This window comes from Amycolatopsis melonis (assembly GCF_040064235.1).
Lineage (GTDB): Bacteria > Actinomycetota > Actinomycetes > Mycobacteriales > Pseudonocardiaceae > Amycolatopsis > Amycolatopsis melonis.
The window spans coordinates 753,578-776,442 of the sequence record NZ_JBDZYD010000001.1 but is presented as its reverse complement, the minus strand read 5'-3'; the positions used below and the strand labels follow the sequence as shown (position 1 = coordinate 776,442).

23 protein-coding genes are annotated in these 22,865 nt (G+C 72.0%); 13 read left to right on the top strand and 10 right to left on the bottom strand.

Translation table 11 applies throughout. The features are described from left to right. Window position 1 precedes the first annotated feature (1 nt). Together ABJI51_RS03480 and ABJI51_RS03475 are read left to right on the top strand one after the other, a co-directional pair. Window positions 2–1,228, top strand: a complete 1,227-nt coding sequence (locus ABJI51_RS03480; protein WP_348947448.1) for an MFS transporter — start codon at window positions 2–4, stop codon at window positions 1,226–1,228. A gap of 125 nt (window positions 1,229–1,353) precedes the next feature. Further along, a complete protein-coding gene (locus ABJI51_RS03475; RefSeq protein WP_348947447.1) occupies window positions 1,354–2,853 on the top strand; it encodes an MFS transporter in 1,500 nt (499 codons plus the stop codon). Window positions 2,854–2,859: 6 nt separating this feature from the next. On the opposite strand, the gene ABJI51_RS03470 is transcribed toward ABJI51_RS03475, so the two are convergent. The 3 genes from ABJI51_RS03470 to ABJI51_RS03460 are packed head-to-tail and all read right to left on the bottom strand — an operon-like array spanning window position 2,860 to window position 4,774. Beyond that, complete coding sequence (locus ABJI51_RS03470) at window positions 2,860–4,038, bottom strand: MFS transporter (RefSeq protein ID WP_348947446.1); 1,179 nt, start codon at window positions 4,036–4,038, stop codon at window positions 2,860–2,862. A 60-nt stretch (window positions 4,039–4,098) separates the two neighbouring features. Next, entirely contained in the window at window positions 4,099–4,359 is a 261-nt protein-coding gene (locus ABJI51_RS03465) for a J domain-containing protein (RefSeq protein ID WP_348947445.1), read from the bottom strand. Further along, window positions 4,349–4,774 carry an STAS domain-containing protein gene (locus tag ABJI51_RS03460; RefSeq protein WP_348947444.1) on the bottom strand — a complete coding sequence of 142 codons (426 nt, stop codon included), beginning with the start codon at window positions 4,772–4,774 and terminating at the stop codon, window positions 4,349–4,351. The genes ABJI51_RS03465 and ABJI51_RS03460 overlap by 11 nt, the downstream gene beginning before the upstream one ends. Before the next feature lie 231 nt (window positions 4,775–5,005). Here ABJI51_RS03460 and ABJI51_RS03455 point away from each other — a divergent pair, with 231 nt between their 5' ends. Continuing rightward, a complete protein-coding gene (locus ABJI51_RS03455) occupies window positions 5,006–5,431 on the top strand; it encodes an Hsp20/alpha crystallin family protein (RefSeq protein WP_348947443.1) in 426 nt (141 codons plus the stop codon). Between the two features lie 236 nt (window positions 5,432–5,667). Here ABJI51_RS03455 and ABJI51_RS03450 read toward each other — a convergent pair whose 3' ends face one another. The 4 genes from ABJI51_RS03450 to ABJI51_RS03435 form a co-directional block, all read right to left on the bottom strand. Next, window positions 5,668–6,903 (bottom strand): GDSL-type esterase/lipase family protein, encoded by a 1,236-nt coding sequence (locus tag ABJI51_RS03450; RefSeq protein ID WP_348947442.1) that lies wholly within the window; start codon window positions 6,901–6,903, stop codon window positions 5,668–5,670. 133 nt (window positions 6,904–7,036) lie between these two features. After that, window positions 7,037–7,729, bottom strand: coding sequence for a glycoside hydrolase family 12 protein (locus tag ABJI51_RS03445; protein WP_348947441.1), 693 nt, complete (start codon window positions 7,727–7,729; stop codon window positions 7,037–7,039). 244 nt (window positions 7,730–7,973) lie between these two features. Continuing rightward, window positions 7,974–8,399, bottom strand: a complete 426-nt coding sequence (locus tag ABJI51_RS03440; RefSeq protein ID WP_348947440.1) for a DUF7878 domain-containing protein — start codon at window positions 8,397–8,399, stop codon at window positions 7,974–7,976. 13 nt (window positions 8,400–8,412) lie between these two features. Then, on the bottom strand, window positions 8,413–9,033 hold the full coding sequence (locus ABJI51_RS03435) for a class I SAM-dependent methyltransferase (protein WP_348947439.1): 621 nt from the start codon (window positions 9,031–9,033) through the stop codon (window positions 8,413–8,415). Between the two features lie 95 nt (window positions 9,034–9,128). On the opposite strand from ABJI51_RS03435, the gene ABJI51_RS03430 reads away from it, so the two are divergent. From ABJI51_RS03430 to ABJI51_RS03420, 3 genes are all read left to right on the top strand, one after another. After that, window positions 9,129–10,433, top strand: a complete 1,305-nt coding sequence (locus ABJI51_RS03430; protein ID WP_348947438.1) for a hypothetical protein — start codon at window positions 9,129–9,131, stop codon at window positions 10,431–10,433. Between the two features lie 80 nt (window positions 10,434–10,513). Further along, window positions 10,514–11,062: a hypothetical protein gene (locus ABJI51_RS03425; protein WP_348947437.1), complete on the top strand. Its 549-nt coding sequence runs from the start codon at window positions 10,514–10,516 to the stop codon at window positions 11,060–11,062. Further along, the gene (locus tag ABJI51_RS03420; protein WP_348947436.1) at window positions 11,062–11,973 is read left to right on the top strand and encodes a hypothetical protein; all 912 of its coding nucleotides are present in this window, start codon (window positions 11,062–11,064) and stop codon (window positions 11,971–11,973) included. The genes ABJI51_RS03425 and ABJI51_RS03420 overlap by 1 nt, the downstream gene beginning before the upstream one ends. A gap of 45 nt (window positions 11,974–12,018) precedes the next feature. Here ABJI51_RS03420 and ABJI51_RS03415 read toward each other — a convergent pair whose 3' ends face one another. The 3 genes from ABJI51_RS03415 to ABJI51_RS03405 all read right to left on the bottom strand — a co-directional run bounded on the left by ABJI51_RS03415 (window position 12,019) and on the right by ABJI51_RS03405 (window position 14,255). Next, on the bottom strand, window positions 12,019–12,321 hold the full coding sequence (locus tag ABJI51_RS03415; protein WP_348947435.1) for a hypothetical protein: 303 nt from the start codon (window positions 12,319–12,321) through the stop codon (window positions 12,019–12,021). Between the two features lie 52 nt (window positions 12,322–12,373). Beyond that, window positions 12,374–12,661 (bottom strand): hypothetical protein, encoded by a 288-nt coding sequence (locus ABJI51_RS03410; protein WP_348947434.1) that lies wholly within the window; start codon window positions 12,659–12,661, stop codon window positions 12,374–12,376. A 187-nt stretch (window positions 12,662–12,848) separates the two neighbouring features. Continuing rightward, window positions 12,849–14,255 carry a carboxylesterase/lipase family protein gene (locus ABJI51_RS03405; protein WP_348947433.1) on the bottom strand — a complete coding sequence of 469 codons (1,407 nt, stop codon included), beginning with the start codon at window positions 14,253–14,255 and terminating at the stop codon, window positions 12,849–12,851. Between the two features lie 106 nt (window positions 14,256–14,361). On the opposite strand from ABJI51_RS03405, the gene ABJI51_RS03400 reads away from it, so the two are divergent. The 7 genes from ABJI51_RS03400 (at window position 14,362) to ABJI51_RS03370 (ending at window position 22,639) form a co-directional block, all read left to right on the top strand. Continuing rightward, window positions 14,362–14,814, top strand: coding sequence for a MarR family winged helix-turn-helix transcriptional regulator (locus tag ABJI51_RS03400; RefSeq protein WP_348947432.1), 453 nt, complete (start codon window positions 14,362–14,364; stop codon window positions 14,812–14,814). A gap of 304 nt (window positions 14,815–15,118) precedes the next feature. Beyond that, entirely contained in the window at window positions 15,119–16,906 is a 1,788-nt protein-coding gene (locus ABJI51_RS03395) for a DUF1996 domain-containing protein (protein ID WP_348947431.1), read from the top strand. Window positions 16,907–17,084: 178 nt separating this feature from the next. Then, the gene (locus ABJI51_RS03390) at window positions 17,085–18,467 is read left to right on the top strand and encodes a protein kinase domain-containing protein (RefSeq protein ID WP_348947430.1); all 1,383 of its coding nucleotides are present in this window, start codon (window positions 17,085–17,087) and stop codon (window positions 18,465–18,467) included. 175 nt (window positions 18,468–18,642) lie between these two features. Continuing rightward, complete coding sequence (locus tag ABJI51_RS03385) at window positions 18,643–20,001, top strand: serine/threonine-protein kinase (RefSeq protein WP_348947429.1); 1,359 nt, start codon at window positions 18,643–18,645, stop codon at window positions 19,999–20,001. Between the two features lie 137 nt (window positions 20,002–20,138). Continuing rightward, window positions 20,139–21,218 (top strand): LacI family DNA-binding transcriptional regulator, encoded by a 1,080-nt coding sequence (locus ABJI51_RS03380; RefSeq protein WP_348947428.1) that lies wholly within the window; start codon window positions 20,139–20,141, stop codon window positions 21,216–21,218. A gap of 264 nt (window positions 21,219–21,482) precedes the next feature. Next, the gene (locus ABJI51_RS03375; protein WP_348947427.1) at window positions 21,483–21,791 is read left to right on the top strand and encodes a hypothetical protein; all 309 of its coding nucleotides are present in this window, start codon (window positions 21,483–21,485) and stop codon (window positions 21,789–21,791) included. A 77-nt stretch (window positions 21,792–21,868) separates the two neighbouring features. Continuing rightward, entirely contained in the window at window positions 21,869–22,639 is a 771-nt protein-coding gene (locus ABJI51_RS03370) for a serine/threonine-protein kinase (protein WP_348947426.1), read from the top strand. Window positions 22,640–22,865 lie beyond the last annotated feature (226 nt).

Genomic DNA, 22,865 nt, shown 5'->3' with positions numbered 1-22,865 from the left:
GGTGAGGCCTGAACCGCCGGGGAAAGCGGGTGATCTCCGCCGCCTGTGGCTGGCCCAGACGGTGTCGGCCGGGGGTTCCCAGGTCTCCGCGGTGGTGGTGCCGCTGATCGCCGTGACCGCGTTGCACGCGGGCCCGTTCGCGGTCGGCGTGGTGCAGGCCATGCGCTGGCTGCCGCTGCTCGGTGCGCCTCTGGCCGGGGTCTGGGTCGACCGCCACCGGCGCCGTCCGACGCTGCTGGCCTGCGACATGGCCCGGTGCTCGCTGCTGCTGCTCCTGGTGGCGGCCTGGTACACCGGCACGCTCGGGATCGGCCTGCTGGCCGTGGTGCTCGGGCTGATCGGCGTGCTGACGGTGCTCGCCGAGACCGCCTACTTCAGCTACGTGCCCGCCCTGGTCGGCCGGGATCGGCTGGCGTCGGCCAACGGCGCTTTGGAGGCCGGGAAGTCCGGGGCGCAGGCGGTCGGTTCGACGGCGGGCGGCGGCGTCCTGAACCTGCTTGCGCCACCACTGGCCCTGCTGCTGGACGCGGCTTCCTACGTGTTCTCCGCCCTGATGCTGAGCCGGATCCGCCGTCCCGAGCCGCCGGTGCGGCGCACGCGTGGTCCACTGTGGACGGAGATGGCGGCCGGGCTCCGGTTCGTCGCCGGGGACCGCACGCTGCGGGCGGCCGCGGTGGCACTGGCGCTGAGCAACACGGCGTGGGCGGGTGAGCTGGCCCTGCACGTGCCGTACCTGAGCCAGGGGCTGGGCCTGTCCCCGCTGCTGGTCGGTGTGGCAATGGCGGGCGTCGGCCCGGGTGCCGTGCTCGGCGCGCTGCTGGCCGGACGGCTGTCCCGGCGCCTGCCGCCACTGCCGGTGATCGCGGGCGGGCTGGGCCTGTTCGGCGCGGCCACGTCCGCCGTGCCGCTCGTCCCGGCGGATCCCCGGGTTGCCGTGCCGGTGCTGCTGGTCAGCGGCCTGCTGGCCGAGGTGGGCGGGCAGGTCTCGGCCATCACGGTGATCACTCTCCGCCAGCACCGCTGCCCCGACCGGCTGCTGGGCCGGGTGAACGCGGCGTTCCGGTTCGCCGTGACCGCACCGGCGGGCCTGGGTGCCCTCGCTGCCGGCGCCGCGGCCGCGGCCTGGGGCACCCCGGCCGTCCTGAGCGGCGCGATCCTGCTCATGACGGCCGCTCCCCTGGCCCTGCTGCCGGTCCTGCGCAGCCGTTCGGTCGCCAGGATGTCGTGAGTGGTAATTCGGGTTAGAACCCTAATTGCCACTCACGACCAGCCGCGGCAGACCACCTGGCCCGTGTTTCGCCGCGAACCGGCGGGGGAAGCCAGCCTGGGCGGTTGGCATTCGAGGAGGTCGTCATGGCGGCAGCACCGTCGTCCGGTGTGCGGACGCTGATCCCGGCTCGCATCGACCGGTTGCCCTGGTCGCGGTTCCACACCCGGATGGTCGTCGCCCTCGGCGTCGCCTGGATTCTCGACGGTCTCGAAATCACCGTCGCCAGCGCCGTCGCCGACACCCTGACCAGCCCCGAGACACTGCACATGTCGTCGACGGCGGTCGGGCTGCTCGCGACCATCTACCTCGCCGGGGAAGTCGTCGGTGCGCTGTTCTTCGGCAGTCTCTCCGACAAGCTGGGCCGCCGGAACCTGTTCATGCTCACCCTGGCCGTCTACCTCGTCGGCAGCGGCCTGACCGCGCTGACCCTCGGCAACGGCGCGGGCTGGGTCGTCTTCCTCTACGTGACGCGGTTCGTCGCCGGCATGGGCATCGGCGGCGAGTACGCCGCCATCAACTCCGCGATCGACGAGCTGATCCCGGCCCGCTACCGCGGCCGCGTCGACATCGCCGTCAACGGCACGTACTGGGCCGGGGCGGTGCTCGGCACGGTCGGCACGTACATCCTGCTCAACAAGATGGACCTGTCGCTGGGCTGGCGGCTGGGCTTCCTGATCGGCCCGGTGCTCGGCCTGGTCATCCTGCTCGTGCGGCGGCACCTGCCGGAGAGCCCGCGGTGGCAGATCATGCACGGCAAGGCCGAGGCCGCCGAGGCGTCGATCACCCAGATCGAGCAGGAGGTCGAGCACGCCGGGCGCGAGCTGCCGCCGGTCGACGAGAGCAAGGCGATGCACGTGACGCCCGCCGAGCAGATCGGGTACGTCGCGCTGGCGCGGGTGCTGTTCCGCGAATACCCGTCGCGGGCGGTGCTCGGCGCGTCGCTGATGATCAGCCAGTCGTTCCTCTACAACGCGATCTTCTTCACCTACACGCTCGTGCTCGGCAAGTTCTACGGCGTGTCGTCGGCGGCCACGCCGATCTACCTCATCGCTTTCGCGGTCGGCAACCTGGTCGGCCCGTTCACCATCGGGCACCTGTTCGACACCCTCGGCCGCAAGAAGATGATCGCGGGCACCTACATCGTCTCCGGCGTCCTGCTCGCGGTGACCGCGGTGCTGTTCTACGCCGGTGCGCTCAACGCGATCACGCAGACGATCGCGTGGTGCGTGATCTTCTTCTTCGCCTCCGCCGGCGCGAGCGCGGGTTATCTGACGGTCAGCGAAATCTTCCCGCTGGAAGTCCGGGCGAAGGCCATCGCGGTGTTCTTCGCCATCGCGCAGTGCTTCGGCGCGCTGGGCCCGGTGATCTACGGCGCACTCATCGGCACGGGCGAGCACCCGGTCCGGCTGTTCGTCGGCTACCTGCTCGGCGCGGCGGTGATGGTCGCCGGCGGCCTGGTCGCCGGGTTCCTCGCGGTCGACGCGGAGGGCAAGTCCCTGGAGGACGTCGCCCAGCCGCTGGGCGCGGGCGGACGGCGGGGCCGCACCCGTGCCGAAGGCGCGTCCTCGCCGTTCTCCACCTGACGCGGCTCAGCGGCGCCGCAGCCGGGTCGCGGTCATGGCGGCCGCGATCACGGCCGCGAGCACGCCCGCCCACACGAACGTCCGGCCGAGCCCGGCGCCGTCGACGAGCGGCTGGGCGATCAGCGGCGAGGTGAACTGGCCGAGGAACAGCGCCGAGGTGAGCAGGCCGAGCGCCTTGGTCCGCGCGCCGGGGGCGACCGTGGCGACGACCCAGCCGTTGACGGTCGGGTTCAGCAGCCCGATCCCGACCCCGACGACCACCATGCCGAGCGCGGCCACGGCCAGGCCGTCCGCGGCGCCGAGCACGACCAGCCCGGCGGCGAATGCAGTGAAGATGCCGATCGCCAGCACCGGGAAGCTCCACCGGGCGCGCAGGCGCCGGAAGTTCAGGCCCACCAGGGTCATCACCAGGTTGACCGCGGCGATGAGCGCCCCGGCGACGGCCGGGCCCGCGCCGCCGACCTGCGCCAGCCAGAACGGCGCCTGGGTCGGCACGGTGTAGAACACGACAACGCCGAGGAACATCACCGCATACAGGCCGAGCAGCCGCGGCTGCCACAGCGTCGCCTCGGACGCCCCTGGCGCGGCGGACGGCTGTTCGGGTGCTTCCGGGACAGAGCGCAGCACCAGGAACAGCAGCGGCAACGCCAGCAGGTAGACGGCGAACGGGCCCCGCCAGCCGACGGCGGCCAGCAGCCCGCCGAGCAGCAGCGCGACCACGCCGCCGAAGCCCATCGCGGCGCCCTGCAGGCCCAGCACCCGCCCGTGGTCCTCGACCGGGTGGTGGTCGGCGAGCAGCGCGGTCGACGTCGTCATGAGCCCGGCGATCCCGACGCCGAGCAGGGCGCGCCCGGCGAGCAGCGCGGGCAGCGAGTCGAGCACGAGGCCGGAGCCGCCGCCGACGGTGTAGAGCAGCAGGCAGGCGACGAGCACGGGGACCCGGCCGGTCCGGACGCTGAGCCGGGCCAGCAGCGGCGCGGCGACCATGATGGCCAGCCCCGGCAGGGTGAGGACCAGGCGGACCAGCAGCTGCGCGTGCGGCTCGCCGGCGAAGTGCAGCTCCATCCCGGGCAGCGCCGGCGTGATGGTGGCACTGGCCATGATGGTCATGGTGCTGACGCCGAGCAGCGTGGCCGTCAGGGACTTCGGCGGCCGGCGCACCCCGGCGACTGTCGTCTCGCTCATGGAACGAACGGTAAAACCTCGACCTTGCTCGAAGTCAATGTCGTCCTTTGTGGACGTCGTTCAGTGCCGCCTTACCGGCCCGGCACGCAGATCCGGCTCTGTTGCCGGCGTCCGTCGGCGCACCGGCACCGCCACCCCGCGCGTCGCCCGCCGCCTTTCCCGCAACAGCTCGTAGGCCGCCACGACCGCGGCGAACCGGTCGCGGTCACCGCCCGGTGCGTCCGGATGCAGCTCGCGCGCCAACCGCCGGAACGCGGCGGTGATCTCACGGTCGGTCGCGGTCTCGGGCACGCCGAGCACGGCGTAGGGGTCAGCGGTCACGGCCCCGCCCCTCCCCCGCCCGCAGCCGCGGCAGCACGGCGAGCCACTCCAGGGCGGCCCCGACGCTGCGGTGGATCGGCAGCACGTGCTCCAGCCCCAGGAGCCGGACCGGCCGCAGCACCGCGCGCCGCTCGGTGGCGATGGCGAAGGCCACCCCGCTGACGTGTGCCTCCGACGCGGCGACCAGCAGCTCGGTGAGGCCGCCCGCCCCGCAGAACCCGACGTCGGCGAGGTCCAGCACGAGTGCCCGCGGCCCGAGGTCGAGCTCCTCGCCCAGCCGCCTGCGAAGCCGGCCGAGCACGGCCAGGTCGACGTCGCCGCGCACGGTGACGACGGTGGCCTCCGCCGTCGCGGTCACCTGCAGGGTCAGCGCACGCGGAACGTCCACGCGGGGAACGACGAGCTGGTCGAGCACACGGGCCTCCTCGAACCGAAGGCGGCCGAGGGCCGCGCAGGGAAACGGCGGACGGCTCTCGGCTGAACCGTGCTGCCCACCGTACGCCCTCGCAGCCCTCCGGCACGGTTTGTTTCCCTAGGCAATACTCCATTCGAGCGACTTTTCCGGCGGCGGGAACCGGGGTCGCGGCACAGGCCGTTTCAGCGGATGTCAAGGCAGCACACCACGATGGGAAGGAGGACAACCGCCATGCTCGTCCGCACGGATCCGTTCTCGACGCTGGACCGCCTGACCCAGCAGCTGTTCGGGGGCCTGACGCGGCCGGCGGCGATGCCGCTCGACGCGTACCGCCACGGTGACCACTACGTAGTGCACCTCGACCTGCCCGGCGTGCGCCCCGAGTCCCTCGAGGTCGACGTGCAGGACAAGGTCCTGACGGTGCAGGCGCAGCGCACCGCCCCCGCGGGCGACGGGGTCGAGGTCCTGGTCAGCGAGCGCCCGGCGGGGACGTTCAGCCGCCGCCTGTTCCTCGGCGACAACCTCGACACCGACCACATCGAGGCCGCGTACGAGGCAGGCGTGCTGACGCTGCGCATCCCGGTGACCGAGCAGGCCAAGCCGCGCCGCATCGCGATCACCGCAGGCCAGGGCGACCGCCAGGCGATCACCGCGTGAGCCGGGCGCCCTGAGGCGCGTGCCGAAAGGGACTTTCCTGGCATCTGACGCGACGAAAGTCCCTTTCGCTGCACCAGGCGAGACGAAAGCGCCTTTCAGCTCACCCGGCCGCGCCTCCTCCGGTGTCCGGCTCAAGCGTGCTGAAGGGCACCTTCCTTACGTCAAATGCAAGGAAAGTGCCCTTCAGTGCGTCACATGAGACGAAGGTGCCCTTCAGTACAGCGGGACTCCTTGTTTCAGAGCCCGAACACCCGCAGGTCGATCGAGTCACCCAGCACCCGGTCCCCCTGCGCGTTCGGGTGATAGCAGTCGCTGCGCCAGCCGGCGCGGATCACCGTCGGGTCGGCCGGGTCGCGCAGGGCCGCGTCGAAGTCCAGGGTTGCGTCGAACGTTCCCGACGTGCGGATCCACTCGTTCACCGCCAGGCGGGCCTGTTCCTTCGCGCTGCCCGCCGCGTTGCACATCGGGAGGATCGTGGCTCCCACGATCTTGTGGCCCGCCGCGTGGACGCGGCCCGCGATCGTGCGCATCGCGGCGATCACCTGGGCGGCCGGGGCAGGCGGGGCGTTGTCGCCGCCGCCGAGGTCGTTCGTGCCCTCCAGCAGCAGCACGTACCGCACGCCCGGCAGGGACAGCACGTCGCGGTCGAGGCGGAGCGGGGCAGGCGGGCCGCAGCACTGGCCCGTCGGGTCGTACGGGTTCGGCTGGACGCTCACCGTGTTGCCGCTGATGCCCGCGTTCGCCACCGTCAGGCGCCGTCCCGGCGGCCGCGTTTCGATCCGCGCCGCGAGGACGTCGGTCCAGCGCGGGCCGCCCCCGAACGCGTTGTAGCCGTCGGTGATCGAGTCACCCAGTGTCACGATCGTGCCGCGGGCAGGCGAGACCGCGCTGATCGCGTCCGCCCACCACAGCACACCCGGCTTGAACGCGCCGAACGCGCTGCCCGACTCGTCCGCGCCGGTGTCGCCCGGACCGGCCGAGGCGAACGACCCCGGCGTGTCGGTCTCCGGCGGCGGGAACGTGTGGTCGTTGACCGGCGCGCCCGGGGCGTACACGCTCACCGCGACGTGGTCGCCGCGCCGCACCGACAGCGGCAGCGGGTTGCTCCACACGCTCGCGCCCGGCGGGATCGTGACCGAGCGCTGGAACCCGAACGTGGCACGCCGGTTCGAGCCCGGCACCAGCGCCGGCGAGTTCGTCGACGGCTGCAGCCCGACCCAGACCGACCGCACGGTCATGGCCGTGCCGCCGAAGGGATTGCTCAGGCGGACCCGCAGCGCCGTGCCGGTGCCGGTCACGGTGAGCACGTTGCGGACCGTGGCGTCGGGCGCCGTGCCGTGCACGCCCTGCAGGGCCGACTCCGTCAGCGTGACCGCGTGGGGCAGGGCGCCGGACGTCGTCGCGTCCGCGGTGGCCGGGCTGAGCAACAGCCCGCAAGCGACCAGGACACCGGCTGTTCGGCGGAAGCGCACCGCTCGTCCTCCTCGGGGGCGTCGGACCCGGGGTTTGGGGCGAACGCCCCCCGCGCGCCCGCCGGGGGGGGGAAATCGATCCACGACGGCGGAGGGCTCCGTCGCGACCGGGGATCGCGACGGCGCCGCCCGCTCAGGAAGCGGACACAGAATAGCTGTTGGAAGTGAAGTTCAGGCCGCCCGACGACGAGGTGATCTCGAAGCCGAACTGGACCTCGCCCAGCGTCACGTCCCCGAACCAGCCGCGGGCCTTGATCCAGTTCATGATCGAGAGGATGTCGACCGTGCCGGAGTTGGTGTTCGACGTCCGCAGGAACGAGAACACCGCGTTCGACCCGTTCGATCCCTTGTAGACGTCCCAGGTGTGGCCGCCGACGCTCACCGTGGTCTGCTTGGTGCCCAGCGGGCCGACCGCGCCCTGCTTGTTGACCCACAGCATGATCTCGTAGGCGTTGTTGTTCGCCCAGATGTCGTACGCGGTCTCGTACGCGCCGCTGCCCGGCCGGGACACGTTGAAGCTGCTGGAAACCTGGCGCAGCGAGCTGAGCGTCCGGCCGACGTTCTTCGCCGAGTGCGGGTACGACTTGATCCCGCCGGTGTTCGGGTGGTCGGCCCACACACCCCAGTTGCTGTAGGAGTTCGCCCAGATCGTCTGCGGGCCCGCCCCGCTGCCCCAGACGTCGTTACGGACGGTGTAACCCCCGTTCGACCACGTCGCCCATTTGTCCGACGAGGACCAGGTGGCCGCCTCGGCGACGGTGGCGGTCGTCGCCATCACCGCCGCGGCCGTCAGCGAAACCAGCAGGGAACGCACGGCTTTGTGCATCATCGCATCCTTTCGCGGGAATACCGGGAACCGGCGCCGAAAACGCATTCAGACCTTTCGAAGCGTTTCGACTGAGGAACCTGCGGACGACTATCGCAGGCCGTATCCCCGCTGGTCAAGACGTAGTCAGCGAATCACCCACACCGCCGGATCCATTCGAAATTTTCGACCTCGGGCCCGTTGTCGATTCTTTCGAAACGGCTCATCGGAACGATTCCGGTTCTTCGATGCGCTTCGACGCCGCTCAGTCCAAGTACTGCTCGATCCAGGAACCCAGCAGCCGGGTGCAGTCACCCCGCAGGCGGGTCGTGAAATCGTCGATCGCCGCGTCGACCTCACCGGCGGGACGGACCGCGCCGGTGAAGCCGTCGTCGTCGACGACCCGCCACCCTCCGTCGGCCTCGACCAGCCGCACCCGCCATCGGCTCTCCAGGGACAGGCTGGTGAACTCGAAATCGCCGCGTCCGGCCACTCCCCGCGCCTTCCAGCGGCGCAGGGCCGACGCGAGTTCCACCACCGGAAAAGCGCCTTCCCGGAGCACCTCCCGGTCGCCGTCCAGCACCACGAGGTCGGCCTCCACGTTGACGAACACCTCCGTCCGCGACCGGCCGAGCAAGTCCGCCGCGGTCAGCGCGGAATACGACAGCTGCATCTGGAGTACCTCGTTCACACAGGGGGGATAATCAGCCGCACACGCGCAGCTCGGCATAGTAGGCGAACGGAACACCGGAATGCCGCACGAGGTGCAGGCCCGCGTCGTGCGCGCAGGACGCGAGCTTCAGCAGCGGAACGTAGTGGCGGTCGGCGAACTCCCCGACCACCACCCGGCCTTCCGGCTTCAGCACCCGGCGCAGCTCGCGCAGTGCGTGCCGCGGGTCGCCGGGGATCTCGCCGAGCACCGTCACCAGGTAGGCCGCGTCGAAACTCGCGTCGGGGAACGGAAGTTCGCGGGCGTCCGCCAGGGTCGGCACGATCGTCCCGATGCCGCGCCGGGCGGCCCGGCGGGTGACGTGGTCGAGCATCGGCTGCTGGACGTCGACGATGTCCAGCCGTCCGCCGGGGCCCAGCCGCCGGGCGATGGGCAGGGACTGCAGGCCCGTGCCGGGACCGATTTCCAGCATCCGTTCCCCGTCGCCGGGCGCGAGAATCCGTTCCAGCCGTTTCGGTGTGAGCAGGGGCAGCGGCAGGTTCAGCACCCAGCGCTGCGCGACCGGATACGGCGCACTGTCGGTCCCCCAGACCGTGGCGGCGGCCGCCCCGGCCACCCCGAGCGCGACCCATCCCATGCTGCGATCGACCTTCATGACTCCCCCATTCGACGACCCGATCACCAGGACGGGCGACCACCGGGGAAGGTTGCGTGCCTGGGAGAATCCCGGCAACGACGCCTGGGGGAACGATGACGCGAACGAGCTTGCCCGTGCTTGCCGGTCTCGATCCGGGGCCGGAGTTCCACGCGCTGGTCGACGCGGTCGCCGTGCTGCTGCCGCCGCAGGAACGCCGTCATCGGATCGAAGTGCTGCTCGATGACCTGCCGGACTCTTCCGCGCGGGTGGATCTGGTGCGGCTGGCTGTCATCGTGGCGCTGGAGCGCACGGCCGGGCGCGTCGCGACGCTGCCGGTCACCGCCTGCGAGGGGCGCGGCACCGGCACCGAGTGGCTGATTTCGCGGACCGAGCCTGCTCGCGGGTCCACGTTCGACGGCGGCGGGGAGCAGCCGCGCGAGCGCACGGTGACCGTGGCCGACGGCGACGACGGGATCGTGCGCGTCACGGTGAACGGCGCGCGGATCGAGGTTTCCCCACCGTCCGAACAGGACTGTCAGCGGTTGCTGGAATCCGGGGTGCGGGGCACGCCGCTGCGGTTCCCGGTCTTCCCGAGCGCGGGCCCCTCGCTGCTCGCGCGCGGCGAGGGACCGTGCGAGCTGGTGCTGTGGCGGTACGGCACGCCACCGGCCAGGTTCCGGCTGCCGGGCCCGGTACTTGCCGCGATCCACGTGTCCGACCCGTTCTGCGAGTCGCTGATCACGATGATCGAGGTCGAGCGGGAACTGGTCGTGCACATCGAGGGGACCCAGGACCTCGACGTGCGCAAGCTGCACGTGCCGATCGACTTCAGTGTCGCCGACGAGGCCGCGCACGACCTGTCGCCGCTGTACCTCGACATGGACGAGATGTGGCGATTCGGCGTCTACTTCCGCCGCGCGGGCGTGTGGTGGTACCTGCAGTGGTCCGCCGGCGACCACATCACGCTCGAGCGGTCGACCGCGGTCGTGCACCAGGCGGGTCGCTGGCACTTCCACACCCACACCGACGGCGCAGGCCACTCCCTGCTCGGCGCCGGCTCCTGGTACGCCGCCCCGCACCGGCGCACCTGGCGCCGCGGATCCACGTGGAAAGCGTGGCATGCGACCAGCCCGGACGCGTTCATCACGGTCCCCCCGGCCGAGGAAGTGCTGGGCCTGAACCGGATCGGCGACCGGCCGGCGCTGCTGACCCGCGAAGGCGCCACCATCCGGGCGCGGACACCGGAAGGCGGGCACACGGTCGCGGAGTCCGCCGGTCCGGTCGTCCGTCACCACGAGCTGCCCTGGGTCGCGGTCCAGCGCTCGGCGCACCTGGTCGAGATCGTGGACATCGCCACCGGAACGGTCCTGCACCGCGTCGGAACCCGGGGCGGACCGGGGTGGCAACCCCTCGGTTGAGGTCGCGCAGCCTCATCGACTCGGCCGATCTTGTTGTATTTCCCGGCCTCCCGGCGACTCCTTCCGGAGAGGAGGTTCGAATGGACCGACCCTTCCGGATGTGGACCGGACTGGTTGCCGTGTCGGTGACCGTCGTGGCGTGTGGCCGGGCGCCCGAGCCCAGCTCCGCGCCGGTTTCCCCGACGTCCGCGGCACTTCCCGCCACCACTCCGGCACCCACCAGTACGGCAATGACCGCCACACCCAGCGCGCCCGTCGTGATTCCTTCGCCACCGGATTCGACACCGAAATCCTCGGTCACGCAGAACAGCACCACCCGGGCACCGGAACCGACGTCGAAGCCCGTGCCACCGCCGCCGAAACCGCCGGATCGCTGGGTTTTCAGCGCCGCCGACCGGCGCAGTATCGAACAGCAGACCGGGGCGTCGTTCACCGACTTCCACGTGGACGAGTTCTACCCGCTGATCTGCCCGCACAAGGACGTCTGCCTGCACAACGCGTTCAAAATCGATCCCGGTCTTGGGCATCCGGACGAGGACTGCTGGGTGGACCACAACATCGTCCCGGACCCGCTGTACGAAGGCGGGACGATCACCTGGGTCGTCAACAACCCGTGCGGTCCCGGCTGATGGTCCGGCACGTCGCGGGACGACCACGGGCGACCGGGGTGGCCGCGCCCTCCGCGCCGTCGCGGGCGTTGAAGGTGTTCAGCTCGATCCTGGCCCCGACCACCGTGCTGACCGCGCTGCTGTTCTACTTCGGCACCCAGCACGCGAACGCGTTCTGCCGCTGGTTCGGGGTGCACTACTCGGTGCTCGGGCTGTCGGTGCCGGACTACCTCGTCCGCGCCAGTGACGGGATGACGGTGCCGATCACCGCGGTCGCCGCGACCGGGCTCGCCACCTTGTGGGCCTACCGGCTGCTGGAGACCCGGCTGTCGCCGCGAACCTGGCGGACGCTGCTGCGCCGGGCCGTGCCCGTCCTGGTGGTGGCCGGCATCGTCCTGGTTGGCCTCGGCCTGACCGGCCTCCTGGTCCCCTCGCTGCTGTACCGCTTCCCCGGGCTGCCGGGGCTGTGCATCGCCGTGGGGTTCGTGCTGTTCCCTCTGGCCGACCGGCTGCACCACGTCCGCACCGGGCGCCGCAGTTCCCCGGCCGCGGCCGTGGTGCAGTGGACGTTCACGTTCGTCCTCGTCACCGTCGGCGCGTTCTGGTCGGTGACGGACTACTCCGCCGCGGTCGGCGAGCTGCGGGCCTACGAGTACGAGGTCGCGCTGCCGTCGATGGCCGACACCGCGCTGTTCAGCAGCAAGGATCTCGGCCTGCGGGCCCGGGGCGTGCGGATGACCGCGTGCGCCGCCGACGCCCGGTACCGCTACCGGTACGACGGTCTCGTGCTCGTCCTCCAGTCCAACGGCACGTCGATGCTGCTGCCCCGGGAATGGAACCGCGGCGACGGCGTGGCGGTTCTCCTGCCCACCTCCGCCGACATCCGGCTGGAGTTCGCGCCGAACGGCACCGTCCGCGACCGGACCTGCTAGGCCACGTGGTGAGTTCCCTTCCCGGGGCTTGCTGTCGTGCGTAGATCAGGCCGGCGTCAGAGCCGGGTGGCAAGCCCACCAGTGCCGGTCCGTGAACGGGATGCGGATCAGGTGGACGACGAACCGGGTCTTGCCATGGGTCTTCGCCTGGCACGCGGCCATGGCCGCGTTCGCGTCGTTGCCATGCGTGACGACGCTCGCGATCGGGTCGGGCACCACGGACGCCGGGGCCGCGTCGGCCGTGGCGGCGCTCCCGATCGCTGCCGTCGCGGCGATCAGCCCGGCACCCACCGTCCGGGCCACCCACGTCCGGGCGGCCGACAGGCCCCTGCGCTGCGCTTCGGTCATTTCGGATCTCCTTGCGTGTGAACGAGTCGAGCGGCTGTTCGAGCAGCCGGCGTCAGCGGGGGTTGGGGTGGCAGGACCACAGGTAGAGGTCCGTGAACGGGATGTGGAGCAGGTAGAAGACGACCGGAGCCTGGCCGTGGGTCTTCGCCGTGCACGCGGCCGTCGCCGCCGCCGCGTTCTTGCCGTGCGTGACGACCTGCGCGACGGGATCGGGCAGCACGGCCGCGTCCGCCGCGGCCGCACCGCCGATCGCTGCCGTCGCGGCGATCAGCCCGGCACCCACCGTCCGGGCCGCCCACGTCCGGGCGGCCGACGGCCCCGCGCTCTGCACTTCGGTCATTTCGGATCTCCTTGCGAAGGACCATGGCTTGATCGACTCCGCTGGGGCCATGATCTCGGGATGGGACGCGCCGCGCCCAGCATTCGTACAGCGGCCCGGCAATCATGAAAATCCTCGCCCGGCAAGGCAATCCGCCGGTTCACAATCTTCCGCCCGCGAGGTGACGAAGCCGGTTCCGCGCAATGCCCTACACCGCCGAACCGCCGAACACGCGCGAACTGCCTTCCGCGGAGTACACCGGCCAGCCCGGGTCGCCCGTGGCCGCGAAGGCCGACCATGCCCCCACCAGCGCGTCGCGGACCGCCAGCCGCTCCGGGGTGTCCGCGCCCACGAGGGCCAGCTTGTCGAACACGTGCAGCAGCTCCGCGCCGTGGAACGCGCCGAGCTGGGGGCCGCACGGCTCGTCGCAGAACACGTAGTGGTACGCCCGGCCGCCCGCCTCGACGTGCTCGCGGGCCAGGCGGGCCGCCGGGATCCGGTAGAGCACGTCGGTCAGGAATGCGCCGCGCGCCGCCGCCGGGTCGTGCTCGCGGGCGCGGTATGCCGCGAACAGTTCGGCGCCCATCTCCGCCCGCAGCTCGTCTTCGGCGAGCCGGAAGCGGTCGCCGCCGAGTACCTGGAACAACCGGACCTCGTCGCGGTTGACGCCGATGAGCAACGGGATCTCCGGGACCGCCACCGAATCGGGCGCGGCCGGGAGCACCTCGCCGTCGACGACCGCGCCCCACGCGCGGCCGCCCGGGAGGTTGCGGCGGCCGATGTCGCCGTCGACCACGTCGACCTGGGCGGCCAGGATGCGGTCCACCGGGACCGTGCGCAGGCCGTCGGGATCGTCGAGGCCGAGTGCGGTGAGCAGGTCTTCGGCCATCGCCGTGGCGGTCGCGGTGGAGAAACTGCGGGACGTGGTGCCGCTCTGGAGGATTGCCTTGTGGAACGTCCCGGCCGCCGCCGGGGTCGCCAGGAGCGCGCCGACCGAGAACGCGCCCGCGGACTGGCCCGCCACCGTGACGTTGCCCGGGTCGCCGCCGAACGCGGCGATGTTGTCGCGCACCCAGCGCAGGGCGGCGGCCTGGTCCTGGAGCCCCAGGTTGGCCGACCCGGCCCAGTCCGCGCCGAAGCCGGCCAGGTGCAGGTAGCCGAGCGCACCGAGGCGGTAGTTGGCCGCGACGACTACCGCGCCGGTCCCGCGCGCGAGGGCGGCACCGTCGGTGTAGGGCGGGGACGCCGAGCCGGCCTCGAAGCCGCCGCCGTAGATCCACACGATCACCGGGCGCGGGCCGTCGCCGGGTGTCCAGACGTTCAGGTACAGGCAGTCCTCGGCCGTCTCGCCGAGACTCGCCGTCGGGAAGCCGGGGAAGTCCGACCGGGTGTTCTCCGCCCCCATCAGTGCCGAGACGCCCTGGGCGGGCGCCGCCGGGAAGCGGCCCGCGTCCCGGACGCCGGGCCACGGCTCGGGCGGGCGCGGCGGGCGGAAGCGCAGCTCACCCACCGGCGGCGCGGCGAACGGGATGCCGGCGAAGCACCGGCCCCCGCCGGGCAGCGCGCGGCCGCGCACGGTGCCGGAGGTGGTGTCGACGAGCAGGGGGTCGGTCATGGGAGTGCCTTCCTGGGCCGGGCGCTGTCGTTACGATGCGTTGCCGCGTTGACCCGCCGACTATATTCCTGGGAATAACCTTCTCGGGAAGAGCCTGGAGCAAGCCGTGACCGACCTCACGCCGGTGTTCGCCGACCTCGTCCGGTACGAGACGCGGCTGTTCAACGCCCTCGACCAGCGGTTGCGCGCCGAGCACGGCATCACGCTCGGCCAGCTGGAGTTCCTCCGGGTCATCGGCGGCCGCGACGCCTGCCGCGTGCAGGACATCGCCCAGGACATCGCCATCACCGTCGGCGCCACCAGCAAGGCCGTCGACCGCCTCGAAGCCGCGGGCTGGGCCGTCCGCCGCCCCAACCCGGAGAACCGCCGCTCCTCGCTGATCGGCCTCACCGCCGAAGGCCGCCGCCTGTTCGACACCGCACAGGCCACGTTCCAGGACGGCCTGCGCACCTGGCTGGCCACGCCGCTGACCCCGGACGCCCTCGAGCGGCTGGCGTCCGCGCTCGCCGTCCTCCGGCAGGCCGTGGAGGACGCCGGAGCCGGGCTTCCGACCGGCTGAGCGACCCGCGCACAAATCGCGCTTCACCGGGGTACACGGATCCCGGTTCACTTCGGTTCACCACATTTCCGAACTATTTCGCCACTGTCCCGGACACTGGACATCGCGGCTCCCACAAGCTTTGATTACTTCATGCCCGCGCCACATTGATCCACCGGAAGAATTGACCGACGGCGGGACGATCGGGCATTGTTACCGCTAACACCGAGCAGTTCCTCCAGTGCACGCCGCCTCCACTGATGTCGGGTCAGTGGATGACCCGCGCCCTGGAGTCCTCTTTCCCTTGAACCTTCGGAGTCACTTCATGCCTGGAAACACGGGAAGGCACCGCATCTCCCGACGCACCAAGATCGTCACCGGCGTCATGGCACTGGCCGTCGCCGCGGGCGGGATCGCGGTGGCGACCACCTTCGGCGCGTCCGACCGGGCCAGTGCCGACGAGGCCGACCCGGGCCTCTACATCGACATCCTCAAGGTCAAGCCGAACAACGCCGATCCCGCGAACGCCCGCGGCGCGTCCACCGGCACCTTCACCGTCGACTGCGGCCGCAACGAGAACGGCCACTTCAACCCCGACAACTTCGTCGCCCAGCCCGGGGTCCGCAACGGCGCCCAGCACCTGCACGACTACGTCGGCAACCTCTCGTCCAACGCGGACTCGAACAACAAGAGCCTCGAAGCCGCGGGCACGACCTGCAAGAACGGCGACAAGTCCGCCTACTTCTGGCCCGTGGTGCGCATCGACACCGGTGACGAGGAGCAGAAGAACCCGCCCGCCAAGTCCCCCGACGGCGACCGCGACCAGGCCGCGCAGGCCGGCGCCTCCCCGGTGATCACCTGCCCGGACGTCGCGAGCAAGCTGCCCGACGTCCCCGACTCGGCGATGGCCGAGGTCAACCGCAATCTCGACCTGCTCGACACGCAGATCGACGAGGCCAACAAGCGGCTGGTCGCCACCCGCGGCCAGGGCGGCCCCAACTTCGTGCAGAACGCCATCCTCGGCCCGCTCAAGGACAAGCGCGTCGCCACCATCGACCGGATCGCGATCGCCATCGGCCGCACCGCCGCCAAGCCACAGGGCCTCGGCGCCCTCGCGGCGGGCTGCACGCTCAAGGAGCAGGCAGGCAGCGGCGGCAGCGGCGTGAGCAACGGCGGCGGCGCCCCGGCAGGCGCGGCGCAGCAGATCACCTGCCCGGACGTCGCGAGCAAGCTGCCCGCCGTCCCGGCCTCGGCCAAGGCCGAAGTGGACCGCAACCTCCAGCTGCTCAACACGCAGATCCAGGAGGCGAACAACCGGCTCGCCACCAGCCAGGGCCAGGGCGGCCCGAACTTCGTGCAGAACGCCATCCTCGGCCCGCTCAAGGACAAGCGCGTCGCCACCATCGACCGCATGGCCATCGCCATCGGCCGCACCGCCGCCAAGCCGCAGGGCCTCGACGCCCTCGCCGCGTGCACGCTCGGCGCGCAGGCGGGCAATGGCGGCAACGGGCAGAACAACGGCGGGGCCACCGCCGCGCCGCCGCTGCCCGGCCCGGACGCGAACAACGAGCTGCCCGACAACGACGGGGTGATCCAGCGCCCGGCGAAGGTCGACATCACCTTCCGCGGCAGCCCGGCGGGCCCGGTCGTCGCGATGCCGAAGTTCCTGCGTGCCCTCACCGGTGACGCCAAGCCGTCGATCAACGGGACCAAGAACACCCGCGCGGCGTGGACCTGCACCGGCTTCGAGAACCGGCTCACCGACAAGTACCCGATCTGCCCCGAAGGCAGCAAGGTCGAGCGGATCCACACCTTCCCCAGCTGCTGGGACGGGAAGAACACCGACAGCGCCAACCACCGCACGCACATCGTGTTCCCCGACGCGAACGGCCGGTGCGCGGCGGGCTTCAAGGCGGTGCCACAGCTGCGGATCAGCCTGGTCTACGACATCCCGCACGACATCCAGGTCAAGAAACAGTACAAAGTGGACTCGTTCCCGTCCGAGAAGCACAACCCGCTGTCGGACCACGACGACTTCGCCAACGTCATGTCCCAGAGCATCATGAACCAGGTGGTCAACTGCATCAACCGCAACAAGAAGTGCAACGCCTGAGCAACGCCACGGCCGTGCCGGGAGAGCGACCCCGCTCTCCCGGCATTGCCGGTCGAGTGCACAGTCGGTGAATGAGCGACGGTGCGCGGAGAAATCGTCGAATCTCCCCGCGGCCGCCGGTTTTCTGCTAGAAAGTCCCTCGTTTGCGCCAGTTTCGCCGATCGGCACAGGGGTAGGGGTGGCTTTCGAGGAGCAGCTCGTGTCCGGGCGGTACCGGCTCCTGGACCGGGCCGGACGCGGCGCGATGAGCGTGGTGTGGCGGGCCAGGGACGAGCGCCTGGACCGCGTGGTGGCGGTCAAGCAGTTCCTGCACGAGCCGGGGCTCGACCCGGCGGTGCCCTGCGACCGCGCGATCCGGGAAGCGCGGCTGGCGTCCCGGCTGCGGCACCCGCACGCCGTCGCGGTGTACGACGTGCTCGAAGACGCCGGTTCGATGTACCTGGTCATGGAGTACGTGCCCGCGCGGTCGCTGACCGACCTGCTCCTCGAGCGCGGGCCGCTGCCGCGATGCGACGTCGTCCGGATCGGGCGGCAGATCGGCGCGGCGCTGGCCGCCGCGCACGGCGACTGGATCCTGCACCGCGACGTCACGCCGAACAACGTGCTCGTCTCCGCCGACGGCACCGCCCGGATCACCGACTTCGGGGTCTCGCGCGCGCTCGGCGAGCACCTCGCCGCCGAAGACGGCGTCGTCGTCGGCACGCTCCCGTACGTGGCCCCGGAGGTCGCCCGCGGCGGCGAAGCCGGGCTGCCGTCGGACGTCTACTCCCTCGGCGCCACGCTCTACACCGCTCTGGAGGGCACGCCGCCGTTCGGCACCAGCGACGACCCGATCACGCTGCTGCGGCGGATCACCGAGAACCAGCTGGTCCCCCCTCCGCACGGCGGGCCGCTCACCGGCGTGCTGATGCGGATGCTCGAACGCGATCCCGCCGCGCGCCCGTCGATGCCGGAGGTCGTGGAGCTGCTGCACGCGGTGGGCAGGCCGCCGTCCGCGGCGCCGCGGCGTCCCTGGCTGCGCCGGGCCGCGGTGACCGGCGCCGCGGTGTGCCTGACGTCCGCGAGCGTCGCGGCCGGCGTCGCCCTCACCGGCGAACCGGCGAGCACCGCGGTGCCCGTGGACCGGCCCGCGCCGACGACGGTGACCGCCGACCACACCGTCCACGCCACCACGACGGCACCCGCACCCGTGTCCACCCCGGCGCCGGAACCGGCGCCGCGGCCCGCGCGCGTCACCGCGCAGCCGCCGCCGGAGGGCGGGTGCAGCGCGCGCTACCAGGTGACGAACTCCTGGCCCGGCGGCGCCCAGGCCGAAGTGACCGTCCACAACGACCGTCCGACCCGGCTGGCGGGGTGGACGGTGACCTGGGTGCTCCCCGGCGGGACGGTCATCCGGGACCTCTGGAACGGCAGCGTCAGCCGCAGCGGCTCGACGGTGACCGTCACCGACGCGGGGTGGAACGCCCTGCTCGAACCGGACGCCTCGGCGTCGTTCGGGCTGACCGAGGACCTCACCGCCGGACGGCCCGCCGTCCCGGTCGTCAGCTGCCACCCGAACTGACCCCGGCAATACCGTTACCGTTTCGACACAACCGGATCGACTCTTTCTCCGTAGCGCCCCGAATAGATTTCCGTGATCCGGAACGAAATCGTCGAAGGCGATTTCCGATACCACCCGGGTGAGTGAATTCGGGGCCGATTACCGAACGGTGTGCCGGAACCGGCCGTGTTCCCTGATGACGGCATCTGCAGAGGGGAGCGCGCCCGTGTACGAAGGGGCAGTGATCGCCGGCCGCTACCGCGTGCTCGGCCGGGCGGGTCACGGCGCGATGGGGACCGTGTGGCGGGCACAGGACGACCGGCTCGACCGCGTGGTCGCGATCAAGCAGCTGGTCCCGGACGCCGCCGGGTCCGCGGAGCGCACGCGGGAGCGGACCGTCCGGGAGGCCCGCGTCGCCGCCCGCCTGCGCCACCCGCACGCCGTGGTGATCTACGACGTCGTCGAGCACGAATCGGCGTCCTACATCGCGATGGAGTACCTGCCGTCCCAGACGCTGACCGAGGTCCTGCTCGACGAGGGCCCGCTGGTGCCGGAGTACGTGGCCGAGCTGGGCGGCCAGCTCGCCTCGGCGCTGGCCGCGGCGCACGCCGAGGGCATCCTGCACCGCGACATCAGCCCCAACAACGTCCTCGTCGACGCCGACGGGGCGGCGAAGATCACCGACTTCGGCGTGGCCCACGCTCATGGCGAAGGGACTGTCACCGGCGGCGGGCTGGTCGTCGGCACGCCGGCCTACCTCGCCCCGGAGGTCGCGGACGGCGCGGAGGCCGGCTTCCCCGCCGACGTCTATTCGCTCGGCGCGACGCTCTACACCGCGCTGGAAGGGCGGCCGCCGTTCGGCACCGACGACAACCAGCTGGCCCTGCTCAAGCGCGTCGTACAGGGCGAGATCGTCCCGCCGCGCACCACCGGCCCGGTCACCGACGTCGTGCTGCGGCTCCTCGCCCGCGACCCGGCCGCCCGGCCGACGATGGCCGAGGCGGCGCGGCTGTTCACCCGCCGGGCCACCGGGGGCGCGCTGCCGCCGTCCCCGCCGCCGGTGCCCGCGGTCGCCGAGCCCGCGCCGGCAAGACCGCGGCGGACCCGCGCGGTGCTCGCCGGAGCCGTGCTGGTGCTCACCGCGGCCGGGATCGTCGCGGCGACGTCGCTGCCGCCGCACCGGGAGCCCTCGAGCGCGCCGGCCCAGCTCGCCTCGGCGCCGTCGACGACCACCTCCACGGCGGGGCCCGGGGTGTGCGCCGCGCGCTACCAGGTCGTGAAGTCGTGGAACGGCGGGTTCCAGGGCCTGGTGACGGTGCGCAACAGCGGGCGGTCCGACCTCGCCGGGTGGACGGTCAGCTGGCCGACCCCGGCCGGGACGAGCATCGACGACCTGTGGAACGGCAGGCTGCTGCGAACCGGGCCCACATCGGCGATCGCGAGTGCCGAGTGGAACGGGGTGCTGCGGCCGGGCGAGACGACGACGTTCGGTTTCGTGGCGCTGGCCCGCGGGGGCAACCACGGGATGCCGGTGACCGACTGTCGCCCCGGGTAATGACCGTGCCCGGAAGCCGACGGAGGTGGCTTGACCAGTGCCGTTGGGCGCCATTAGGGTCGCCTTCACTCTTTCGTGTTAACGCTAACGCCTCATCGGACAACGGACCGGACAATGGCCCGAGAAAGCGCCGGACAATGACGAATTCCCGCGACGTGGCGGACGAGCCGGGCGCAGCAGGCCGTGGCGTGGTGACGATCACCGACGTGGCGAACGCGGCCGGGGTCTCGGCGAGCACGGTGTCCTATGTGATCACCGGCAAGCGGACGATCTCCCCGGCGACGCGGCGGCGGGTCGAGGAGACCATCCGCGCCCTCGGCTACCGCCGCCGCACCGGTTCGCCCGCCCCGGCCCCGGCCAGGGCCGGCGTGCTGGCGGTCGCGATGCCCCTGCGTGACGAGCAGCACGTCGGCGTGGAGCTGGAGTTCTTCTCCGCGGCCGCGGGCGCGGCCCGGCGGCTGGGCTTCGACCTGCTGCTGGTCACCGACGACGACGGCACGGCGGCCCTGCACCGGGTGACGTCGGCGGCGCTGGCCGACGCGGTGATCGTGCTGGACGCCGGCGACGGCGACCCGCGCGTGCCCGTCCTGCTCGCGTCAGGGCGTCCCGCGGTCCTGGTGGGCGCGCCGGGCCGCCGTCACGGGCTGGCCGCGCTGACGCTCGACTTCATGCCGTCCGGAAAGGACTGTGCCACCCACCTCGCCGACCTCGGCCACCGGTCGGTCGCCCACCTGGAACCGGCGGCGGCGCTGCCGAGCCACCGCCGGCGATACCTGGAGGACTTCACGGCGGGCTTCGGCACGACGGCCACCCGCCGCGGCGTGCGGACGGTGTCGCGGCCCTGCGCGCCGGAGGAGGCCGCCCGCTGCCTGGACGACCTCCTCGCCGACGACGGGCCGACCGCGCTGGTCGTCCACGACGAGATCGCCCTCCCCCACGTCCTGGCGGCGGTGGCCGACCGCGGAATGCGGGTACCGGAGGACATTTCGGTCGTGGCGGTGTGCTCGTCGACGGTGGCGGACCACCAGCGGATCCGGCCGACGGCGGTGCTGGTCCCGGCCCGCAGGCTGGGCGCCCGCGCGGTCGAGCGGGCGGTCCGCCAGCTCGACGGCACGGCGGCGGCCGAGCCGGAAGTGGTGATCCCCCGCCTCACGCCGGGAGAAAGCACCGGACCGGCCCCGGCCAACGGACTGGCCCCAGCGTCTCAGGCCGGTTGACGCTCCAAGCCGGGTTGGGTGGTCTGCCGCGGCTTGTCGTGAGTGAGAAACAGTGTTCTAACGCTGTTTCTCACTCACGAGCGCGGACCGGCGGCTGGCTGCGGCTCCGCGGTTTCCTCGTGCCGGTTCCAGGATCGGCGTATACCGAACCCTCACCTCGGCGGATGTGCGGCACGGACGGCGCGGGTTAATCTCGGCTCAGCCGAAGACTGTTCTCGGCTTGCCGCGCGTAGCGGCTTTTTCCGGATGAACAAGGTGAGAAACATGATGGTCAACGCAATCGAGGCTGCCGCGGAAAAGTACGCGCCGGCCGGTGGGGAACTGCTGCCGGTGCTGGAGGTGACCACCGCGCAGACGCCGACGTCCTGCGAGGAGGCCGCCGCGCTGGCCCTGCTCACCGCCGCCCAGCGGGCGACCGACGCCAAGACGGCCTGGCACTGGTACCACGTCTACGCCGCGCTGGTCAAAAGCGCCGCCATGGGCGGGTTCGTCGACGCCGACGGCACCTACCTGCTCGAAGCGGGCGACCAGATGTCGGTCATCGACCTGGCGAACGTCCGGACCCGGTTCTGAGCCACCGCACGGCAACCGAACCGATTCCCCGCCGCAGCCGTGTTCCCGGGTAGGGGACGACGAAGGCGGAGGGGACCATGGCAGCGAAGCGGTACCGGGTGCTCGGCACCGTCGGCCACGGGCCCGGCGGCACCGTCTGGCGGGCGCGGGACGAGCTGCTCGGCCGGGACGTCGCCGTCCGGCGGCTGCCGCCGTCGTGTCCCTTCGATCCCGCCCACTCCGATCGCGCACGGGCCAAGGTGATCCGGGACGCCCGTGGCGCGATCCGCGTCCGGCATCCGCATGCGCTCGTCGTGCACGACGTCTTCGAGCACGACGGCACGCCGTACGTGGTGACGGAGTTCCTGGCCGCCCGGACGCTCGCGGACCTGCTCGGCCGGGAGGGGACCCTCCCGGCCGAGCGGGTCGCGGCGCTCGGCGCCCAGCTCGCTTCGGCGGTCGCCGCCGCGCACGCCGTCGGTGTCCTGCACCGCGGGATCGGCCCGGAACGGGTGCTGGTCACCGAGGCCGGGACGGCGAAGATCGACGGCTTCGGGCTCGGCAGCGGGACGGCCTCCGCCGCGGCGGACGTCTTTTCCCTCGGGGAAACGCTTTATCGCGCGCTCGAAGGACGGCCGCCGGGCAGCGCCGTTCCGCCGCGGACGTCCGGGCCGGTTCTCGACGTGGTACAGGCACTGCTGCGGCCGGAACCGGCCGCCCGGCCGACGATGGCCGAAGCGGCACGGCTGTTCGCCGCGACGGCGACTTCCGGACGGGAAACCCGTGGCCGCACAAGGATTCTGGCGGCCGCCACCGTGCTGGCCGTCGCGCTGGGCACGGCCGTCACGCGGCGGCGACGGCCGCGGTGACGCCGGGCCTCAGGGTCCGTATCGAAGTCGTCCGGTGGTGGCGAGGGGGCGGTCTGCAAGGGACTTTCCTCGCATCCGGTGAGACGAAAAGTCCGTTCGCTGCACCAGACCTGGATCCACCGAGGGCGAACCGGCGGGTCTCGGGTCGGGTGGTCTGCCGCGGCTTGTGGGGGGGGTGGGACAAAGTTGTATACCCCGTTGTGAATAAACAACCCCCACCCCCCCC

Bases quoted from the DNA above. Each gene is read 5' to 3' on its own strand.
- ABJI51_RS03475 (WP_348947447.1), top strand. From the start codon at position 1,354: ATGGCGGCAGCACCGTCGTCCGGTGTGCGGACGCTGATCCCGGCTCGC.
- ABJI51_RS03470 (WP_348947446.1), bottom strand. From the start codon at position 4,038: ATGAGCGAGACGACAGTCGCCGGGGTGCGCCGGCCGCCGAAGTCCCTG.
- ABJI51_RS03455 (WP_348947443.1), top strand. From the start codon at position 5,006: ATGCTCGTCCGCACGGATCCGTTCTCGACGCTGGACCGCCTGACCCAG.
- ABJI51_RS03445 (WP_348947441.1), bottom strand. From the start codon at position 7,729: ATGCACAAAGCCGTGCGTTCCCTGCTGGTTTCGCTGACGGCCGCGGCG.
- ABJI51_RS03435 (WP_348947439.1), bottom strand. From the start codon at position 9,033: ATGAAGGTCGATCGCAGCATGGGATGGGTCGCGCTCGGGGTGGCCGGG.
- ABJI51_RS03430 (WP_348947438.1), top strand. From the start codon at position 9,129: ATGACGCGAACGAGCTTGCCCGTGCTTGCCGGTCTCGATCCGGGGCCG.
- ABJI51_RS03425 (WP_348947437.1), top strand. From the start codon at position 10,514: ATGGACCGACCCTTCCGGATGTGGACCGGACTGGTTGCCGTGTCGGTG.
- ABJI51_RS03420 (WP_348947436.1), top strand. From the start codon at position 11,062: ATGGTCCGGCACGTCGCGGGACGACCACGGGCGACCGGGGTGGCCGCG.
- ABJI51_RS03415 (WP_348947435.1), bottom strand. From the start codon at position 12,321: ATGACCGAAGCGCAGCGCAGGGGCCTGTCGGCCGCCCGGACGTGGGTG.
- ABJI51_RS03410 (WP_348947434.1), bottom strand. From the start codon at position 12,661: ATGACCGAAGTGCAGAGCGCGGGGCCGTCGGCCGCCCGGACGTGGGCG.
- ABJI51_RS03405 (WP_348947433.1), bottom strand. From the start codon at position 14,255: ATGACCGACCCCCTGCTCGTCGACACCACCTCCGGCACCGTGCGCGGC.
- ABJI51_RS03395 (WP_348947431.1), top strand. From the start codon at position 15,119: ATGCCTGGAAACACGGGAAGGCACCGCATCTCCCGACGCACCAAGATC.
- ABJI51_RS03385 (WP_348947429.1), top strand. From the start codon at position 18,643: ATGACGGCATCTGCAGAGGGGAGCGCGCCCGTGTACGAAGGGGCAGTG.
- ABJI51_RS03380 (WP_348947428.1), top strand. From the start codon at position 20,139: ATGACGAATTCCCGCGACGTGGCGGACGAGCCGGGCGCAGCAGGCCGT.
- ABJI51_RS03375 (WP_348947427.1), top strand. From the start codon at position 21,483: ATGATGGTCAACGCAATCGAGGCTGCCGCGGAAAAGTACGCGCCGGCC.
- ABJI51_RS03370 (WP_348947426.1), top strand. From the start codon at position 21,869: ATGGCAGCGAAGCGGTACCGGGTGCTCGGCACCGTCGGCCACGGGCCC.